Genomic DNA, 7,815 nt, shown 5'->3' with positions numbered 1-7,815 from the left:
CTACTTTACTGTCACGCTCCACCCGCTACATACCTGCTTCCTTATCATCCGTCGCCCGCCATCCCCCGCTCTTCGGTTTTATACCCCGCCCGTTAGCTTTGCTGGTTCATATCTCTCTGCAATCAATCATCGTCTATCGCTCAATACAGGGCATAAAAAAGCCGGAGAAGATCTCCGGCTTTTATTTAAAGGCATAGATGGTTACATAATTACCATCTGCCATTTGGTTATATACTAGTAACGGCCATATCCGCCGCCGCCTTCGCCACGGTTGCGATTGTATCCGCCACCGCCGCCGCCGCGGTTATATCCACCGCCGCCGCCGCCACGGTTGAATCCTCCACCGCCGCCGCCAAAGCTTTTCTTTTTGTAACCACCATCACCTTCCTGGCGTGGGGCTGATTCGTTTACTACAATCTTGCGACCCTGTAAATCAGTTTCGTTTAACTGACTGATAGCTGTGCGTGCAGCTTCATCATCAGGCATCTCAACAAAGCCAAAGCCTTTGCTGCGATTGTTATTGAATTTGTCTGTTACAATCTTGGCTGAGCCAACTTCTCCAAATGGTGAGAAAAGATTGTACAGATCATCACTGGTCATGCTCCAGTTCAGATTACCAACGTAAATGTTCATTTTGAAAGAGATTAAATTATTAATACCCCAATACAGTAACCAAAAAACTAAAAACATTTACGTTCGAAACGTTCTAGAGAAATGGAACCACTGTACCAATAGCAAAGCAAATGTAAAAAATTAATTTATTGCCATACATATTTTTTTCGTATGTCCCCCCTTCCCCCTTAATCCTGTATCTTGCACCGCACAATGCCGTTCCGGCCTATCATAATTGACGAGTTTATGAAGCATTTACCTATTAATAATCAACTTTTTATAGAAAACAGGAAGCGTTTTGCAAAAGCAATGCTTCCTAACAGTATCGCCATTTTTAACAGCAACGACGAGCTTTCTTCCAACGGAGATGCCATTTACCGTTTTGTGCAGAACAGCGACCTTTACTGGCTCACCGGTATTGAACAGGAAGACACTATGCTCCTCCTTTTTCCTTCACATCCCGACCCACGGTACCGCGAAGTGCTCGTTCTTGTTCGCCCGGACGAAATGAAGGAAAAATGGGACGGCAAAAGATTAAGAGCGGCGGAAGGAACCGCCATTTCAGGTATTACAACTATCGTCTGGCTCGATACACTTGATGCACTCCTGCAAACATGGATGCACCAGGCAGAAAATGTTTATCTCAACACCAACGAAAACGACCGTAAATCGCAGCTGCCCGAAACACGTGATTACCGTTATGCGCGTCTTATGATGCAGCGTTATCCGTTGCACAGGTATCAACGTGCTGCTGTGATCCTTCGGCAGCTCAGGGCCATTAAAACCAAATACGAGGTAGCTGTTATGCAGCAGGCAATGGATATTACGGAAAAAGCATTCCGCAGGATCCTGGGCTTCATAAAACCGGGTGTATGGGAATATGAAATAGAAGCCGAGATCATACACGAGTTCCTGCGTAACAGGGCCAAAGGAGAAGCTTATGGCAGTATCATTGCCAGCGGCGACAGAGCCCGTACGTTGCATTATGTGTTTAACAACGAGGAGTGTAAAGACGGCGAACTGATATTAATGGATTTTGGTGCCAGCTATGGAGGATATAATGCCGATCTTACCCGTACTGTTCCGGTGAACGGAAAGTTCACCAAACGCCAGAAAGAAGTATACAATGCCTGTTTGCACCTGCATCAATATTGTAAGTCGATCCTTAAGCCAGGTATCAGCATTCTCGATTATACCGATAAGGTAGGAGAGGAGGCAACAAAGCAGTTCATTAAAATAGGCTTGCTTGCAAAAGCTGATGTCAAAAATGAAGACAAAGACAACAGGGCCTATCGCAAATATCTTTATCATGGCATCTCACACCATCTTGGTGTTGATGTGCATGACCTGGGAACCCGCACCGAGCCTATTCAGGCCGGTATGTTATTCACGATAGAACCAGGTATCTATATCGAGGAAGAGCAAATGGGTATCCGTATCGAAAATAATTTCTGGGTTACAAAAACAGGCAATATCGATCTCATGAAGAATATTCCTATTACAGCCGATGAAATTGAATCGTTGATGAAACAAAAGAAATAATCTGATTACATGAATCGCCTTATCCCTAATTTGTTTACACTGCTCAACCTGCTTTTTGGCTGTATGGCTATCGTAAGCATTATGCAGGCTGGCCTTACCGCTACTGTAGATGCACAAACCGGTACTGCATTGGTAGTGCTTCCGGAAAAGATCTACTGGGCTTCTGTTTATATTGCACTGGCAGCAGTGATCGATTTCCTGGATGGTTTTGTGGCACGGCTTTTAAAAACCTCCTCCGAATTAGGCAAACAACTCGATTCTCTGGCCGATGTGGTAAGTTTTGGTGTAGCTCCCGGCCTCATAGCTTACCAGTTCCTGCGTTATGCTTATGCACAGCAGGAAAATGGTCTCGATATTTCTACCCTGGCGCTGCTGCCTGCGTTTATAATACCCTGTGCGGGCGCTTACAGGCTGGCGCGGTTCAATATCGATACCAGCCAGGCTTATGGCTTTAAAGGCGTGCCTATACCGGCCGCAGGTATGCTTATAGCGTCATTCCCATTGATCTATTGGTATGCAGCCAATGCATGGACGGTAGAACTGCTGTTGAACAAATGGTTCTGGTATAGCGTTATTTTGGTTATAAGCTACCTGATGATAAGCAGGCTGCCTATGATGGCGCTTAAATTCCAGTCCACCAGCTTTAAGGATAACTGGCCTAAACTGGTGCTGGTAGCAGTAACCCTGTTGTCTGCCGTTTTGTTGAAATGGCTGGCGGTTCCTGTTGTGTTCCTGGTGTATGTAATATTATCCCTGGCTGTTAAAAAAAACAATAAACAAGATTTATCATATTCCAGCTAACGGCATTTTTGTATAATGCACCGGTTTTTTATTCAGTTACTTGATGTCTATGCTTTTTATAGTTCCAACACCCCTCGGTAATCTTAAAGATATCACCCTCCGTTCGCTCGAAGTATTGCAAACGGTGGATGTTATTCTTTGCGAAGACACAAGAACTTCTTCCAAATTACTTACGCACTACAACATCCATAAACCGCTGTATGCTTATCACCAGCATAACGAGCATAAGATAGTGGTATCCCTGGCCGACCAAATGGAATCGGGCAGGAAAATGGCATTGATCACTGATGCCGGTACACCTGGCATTTCTGATCCCGCATTTTTGCTGGTACGCGAATGCGCCCGCAGAGATATCAGGGTAGAATGTTTACCCGGCGCTACCGCCTTTGTGCCGGCGCTGGTAAATAGTGGTATTCCGTGCAACAGGTTTGTTTTCGAAGGGTTTCTGCCTCTGAAAAAAGGGAGACAAACCCTTATGAAGAAACTGGCTGTGGAAGAGCGTACCATGGTATTATATGAAAGTCCCCTAAGACTAGTGAAAACCCTGAACGAGCTAATAAGCTACCTTGGGCCGGAAAGACAATGTTGCGTTAGCCGGGAACTAACCAAAATGTTTGAAGAAAATAAACGAGGCTCCCTGCAGGAAGTCTTGGCATATTATACAGCGAAACCACCTAAAGGAGAGATCGTAATAGTGGTAGCTGGATTCGATTCTTGAGAAACCAGAGTTATGAAGCATATATCCTTATGCCTGTGCATGTGTGTGGGACTAATATTCCTGGGCCAGGCGCAATTTAGAAAAATCCCCCTTGAAGTCACCGATGCCTTTGAAAAGAAATACCCCCGTGCAGAAGAGGTGGCATGGAGCAGCAGAACCGAATATTTTCAGGCTGCCTTCTCCCTCTACGGCATCGCTTTTACAGCCGATTTCACCCGTTGGGGCGCCTGGCAGCAATCTGCCCAGGAGATCCTTCCCGACAAGCTTCCCCAGGCGGTGGCAAGAGGATGGCAAAAAAGTAAGTTCACCGACTGGAAGATCGTCAAAGCCGCTTTTATTGTAAGCAGAAATGAAACGACAAGTTATCGGCTGTATGTCTCCAAATCAGGAATTCAGTTCCGTTATTTGTTCTTTACGCCGGAAGGCCAGTTGGAAAAAGAGACCTTGACTTTATAGGCATAATTTGTACGTTTGTCGTTCATTAAAAAACGATAAGCGTAATGAAGGGTTTATTATTTACAGCGCTTACCTGTGTGGTGGTGGCAAGTGTTCAGGCACAGCCAAGCCGCTGGCAGCAGCGTGTGCATTACCAGATTGATGCCAGCCTCGATGTGTCGAAGAACCTGGTAAACGGCCAGGAAAAACTCACCTATTGGAACAATTCTCCCGATACGCTCAACCGTATCTTTATCCATCTCTATTGGAATGCATTTCAGCCCAATAGCATGATGGACCAGCGGAGCATTTTCCTGGGCAAAACATTGTTGGGATACGATAAGAACAACAAAGCTGTATTCGACTGGGATGACCGTGTGCGTGACCGCATCAACAACCTGAAGCCCGATGAAATTGGTTTTCAGAAAGTACAATATGTAAAAATCGCGGGCAAAGAACAGCAACTGGTGGAGCATGAAACCATCCTGGAAGTAAAGTTGGATAAGCCCCTGCTGCCTCAATCGAAAACCCAGTTCGATATCGCTTTCCAGGCCCAGGTACCCCTACAGGTACGCCGCAGCGGCCGCGATAATGCGCAGGGCGTTCGTTTCAGTATGAGTCAATGGTATCCCAAGATCGCAGAATATGATTACCAGGGCTGGAATGCCAATCCTTATGTGGCCCGTGAATTTTATGGCGTATGGGGCGATTATGAAGTAAACCTTACCCTTAATAAGGAATACCTGGTAGCAGCCACCGGTACCCTTCAGAATCCGGATGAAGTAGGGCATGGCTACGGGAAAACAACGCCTGCCAGTCAGTCCAGGTCGGGTAACCTTACCTGGCGTTTTTCTGCACCCAACGTGCATGACTTTGTATGGGCGGCAGATCCCACCTATAAATTAATTACCCGCCGGCCGGCCAACGGCCCGCTGTTATATGTGGTGTATAAGAAAGACAGTATCCAGGAATATAACTGGCAGCGGATGGCCGATACCATGCAGCTGGCCTATCCTTATATGGCCAAAACCTTCGGCCCCTATCCCTGGAAAAATTACACCTTTATACAAGGTGGCGACGGCGGCATGGAATATCCGATGGCCACCCTCATCAAAGGCCCGGGCGTAGGCACCGCGCTCCACGAATGGATGCACAGCTGGTACCAGGGCCTGCTGGCTACCAATGAAAGCCTTTATCCCTGGATGGACGAAGGCTTCACTACCTATGCCGATACCCGTGTACATAGTTATCTCCGCAAAGATTCCGGTTTCTGGTATGCCGATGCCTACGATGGTTATTACCGTCTTGTCCGGAGCGGGCGTGAAGAGCCAATAAGTACGCATGCCGACCATTACAATACGAACTATGCTTATGGCAATGCGTCTTATAGCAAAGGATGTGTTTTCCTGGCGCAGTTGGGATATATCGTAGGAGAGCAAACCCTAGATAAAATACTGCTGGAGTACTACGATCAGTGGAAATTCAAGCATCCCAATCCCAACGACTTCATCCGTATTGCGGAAAAGCTGAGCAATATAGAGCTGCAGTGGTATAAAGAATATTGGGTGTATACAACCAAAACCATTGACTATGCCGTAGGCGACATCAACCTGGTAAATGGTAAAACTGAGCTGACCATCAAAAAGCTGGGTCACATGCCTATGCCAATAGATGTGCTGGTTACCTATAAAGATGGCTCCCGCGAGCTGCATTACATTCCCATGAACCTTATGTACGGTTCAAAGCCGGCTACCGACGCGCCTGCAGGTGCCAAATGGATTGAACATGGTGAATGGAAATGGACACAGGGAGAGTACCAGGTGGTGCTTGACAGGAATATTACGGAGATCAAGTCGGTGCAGATAGATCCGAGCCTGAGGCTGGCGGATGTGAACAGGGGGAATAATAGTTTGGTGGTGCCGGATTAGGAGGGAAGCGTGACTAAAAAATATAGCAGTAGACAATTCTATGGAACTTTATTTTTTAGTCACGCTGGCTTTTCCAGACATTATTGGTCAAAGGCTCTTTTTAATGGAGGCTAAACCCATAGCCTATATTAAGACCAAGAAATGATAGATGTGCATATTCGCTTCCTCCGAAAGACTGGTAACGAATCGACAAATCTATTTTATTATTTATAAGATATCCTAATGCAGCTCCAACTGTAATTGCTCTATTTTTTGTGCCATCTAATGTTAATCCAACGCGGGGTTCAATATACCAAGTGTTATAATTATATAAAGGATTTAAATATCTACGGTATCCTATCAGCAGAGGTAATAGATTGCGGGCTTGTGCTTTTACTGTCTTGTTCCCTTTTACGACCTCTTTACCACGAAAGCTCATTAGGGATCCTATAAGTACAATATCACTAAAATTTCCCGTTGGTATAGTTATTTTGGCTGTGGCTCCCACTCCTGGGTAGTTAGTGGTGGAAACTGGTTTATTTAACAACAATGCTGCATCAGAACTTATTACCAATTGAGGTGAATCATCATAATATTGTGCACAACAAAACAAGGATATCGGAATCATAAGAACTGCCAGCAAAATTTTTTTCATGTTTTAAGTCGTATTTGGGATGAAAGATATGTGGAAATATCAGTCCGCTGCTTCCCTATTTCAAGGGGGGGGAAGACTGCGAAAAATAAATGATTAATTCATTTTAAGGGAGTAGGGGTGTTTTACAAAATCCATTATATTTGTAATCAATGAACTAAAATCCAAGCTGATACCTGATGATAATACTATAGATTTTCTAGACTCGCCCACCTATTATCTCTAACGGTTTATGCATTTTGCTATATGCAATTTTTTTTATAGGTATTCTCTGTAATTGAGATTGGCGAAGCCATTTCAAGCCTGATATGCCTAATACGTAATTAAAACGTCCTTATGTTTAGAACGCTTGTTGCAGGCTTATTATTGCCGCTGGTACTTTTTGTTTTTGTTACTTCTTGTAATGTAAATAAAAATGTTACTTATTTTAGGGATATACCTGATACTTTGTCAAGCCCATTTTTGACGAAAAATGCCGCACTTTTCCATGACCCCGTTATAAAATCTAATGACCTTTTACAGGTTTCCATACAAACTTTAGAGTCTAATGAAAACGGTTTGTATGGAGGAAGTTCTCTGCCAACTACTCCACTTCTACCTAATTTAAGCACAATATCTGGTAATAATGCTCAGGCTGCCCAAAGCTATTTAGTTGACAAATTGGGAATGATAGAGTTACCTGTTATAGGGAAAATAAAAGTTGGGGGAATGACGAGCAGTGCAGCACGTGATACCATTTACTCGGTAGCGGTTAAATTTTATAATACGCCTATAGTAAGTGTTCGCCTTGCTAATTTCTCTATTACTGTCTTGGGAGAGGTTAGTCGCCCGGGTACCTACATTGTACCAAATGAAAAAGTGAGTATACTTGACGTCTTAGGTATGGCGGGAGATTTAACGATCTACGGCAAGAGAGAGAATGTTTTATTAATGAAAGACTCCGCCGGAATTAAAAAAGCAATTCGTTTTGATCTTACATCAACTAAAACGCTGCAATCTCCTTACTTTTATCTTGAGCAAGGAGATATGGTATATGTTGAACCCAATAAATCCAGAATAGCTTCTACTGACGCGGTAAAAACGAGAAACTACACGTTGATAGCCTCAATCTTAACTGTCTTAATTGTTTTAGTTACAAGAATATAGAT

The 7,815-nt window shown here is 44.3% G+C and carries 8 protein-coding genes; 6 read left to right on the top strand and 2 right to left on the bottom strand.

The genetic code is table 11. The annotated features are described in order from the left end of the window. Positions 1-234: 234 nt before the first annotated feature. The gene (locus tag ESB13_RS11500; RefSeq protein WP_129003146.1) at positions 235-633 is read right to left on the bottom strand and encodes an RNA recognition motif domain-containing protein; all 399 of its coding nucleotides are present in this window, start codon (positions 631-633) and stop codon (positions 235-237) included. A gap of 225 nt (positions 634-858) precedes the next feature. Between ESB13_RS11500 and ESB13_RS11495 the strand changes: the two genes are divergently transcribed. Genes ESB13_RS11495 through ESB13_RS11475 form a run of 5 tightly spaced genes read left to right on the top strand, consistent with a single transcriptional unit; the run spans position 859 to position 6,036 of the window. Beyond that, positions 859-2,154 carry an aminopeptidase P family protein gene (locus ESB13_RS11495; protein ID WP_129003144.1) on the top strand — a complete coding sequence of 432 codons (1,296 nt, stop codon included), beginning with the start codon at positions 859-861 and terminating at the stop codon, positions 2,152-2,154. A gap of 9 nt (positions 2,155-2,163) precedes the next feature. Then, positions 2,164-2,955 (top strand): CDP-diacylglycerol--serine O-phosphatidyltransferase, encoded by a 792-nt coding sequence (gene pssA / locus ESB13_RS11490; protein ID WP_129003142.1) that lies wholly within the window; start codon positions 2,164-2,166, stop codon positions 2,953-2,955. A 49-nt stretch (positions 2,956-3,004) separates the two neighbouring features. After that, the gene (gene rsmI, locus ESB13_RS11485) at positions 3,005-3,673 is read left to right on the top strand and encodes a 16S rRNA (cytidine(1402)-2'-O)-methyltransferase (protein ID WP_129003140.1); all 669 of its coding nucleotides are present in this window, start codon (positions 3,005-3,007) and stop codon (positions 3,671-3,673) included. Between the two features lie 12 nt (positions 3,674-3,685). Continuing rightward, complete coding sequence (locus ESB13_RS11480) at positions 3,686-4,129, top strand: hypothetical protein (protein WP_129003138.1); 444 nt, start codon at positions 3,686-3,688, stop codon at positions 4,127-4,129. A gap of 44 nt (positions 4,130-4,173) precedes the next feature. Then, positions 4,174-6,036 (top strand): M1 family metallopeptidase, encoded by a 1,863-nt coding sequence (locus tag ESB13_RS11475; protein WP_129003136.1) that lies wholly within the window; start codon positions 4,174-4,176, stop codon positions 6,034-6,036. Between the two features lie 100 nt (positions 6,037-6,136). On the opposite strand, the gene ESB13_RS11470 is transcribed toward ESB13_RS11475, so the two are convergent. Then, positions 6,137-6,670: a porin family protein gene (locus ESB13_RS11470; protein ID WP_129003134.1), complete on the bottom strand. Its 534-nt coding sequence runs from the start codon at positions 6,668-6,670 to the stop codon at positions 6,137-6,139. A 333-nt stretch (positions 6,671-7,003) separates the two neighbouring features. On the opposite strand from ESB13_RS11470, the gene ESB13_RS11465 reads away from it, so the two are divergent. Further along, positions 7,004-7,813, top strand: coding sequence for a polysaccharide biosynthesis/export family protein (locus tag ESB13_RS11465; RefSeq protein ID WP_129003133.1), 810 nt, complete (start codon positions 7,004-7,006; stop codon positions 7,811-7,813). Positions 7,814-7,815 lie beyond the last annotated feature (2 nt).

Source organism: Filimonas effusa, assembly GCF_004118675.1.
Taxonomy (GTDB): Bacteria; Bacteroidota; Bacteroidia; order Chitinophagales; family Chitinophagaceae; genus Filimonas; species Filimonas effusa.
Note: the sequence above shows the minus strand (reverse complement) of the source record. Positions and strands in the feature narration are given on the sequence as shown.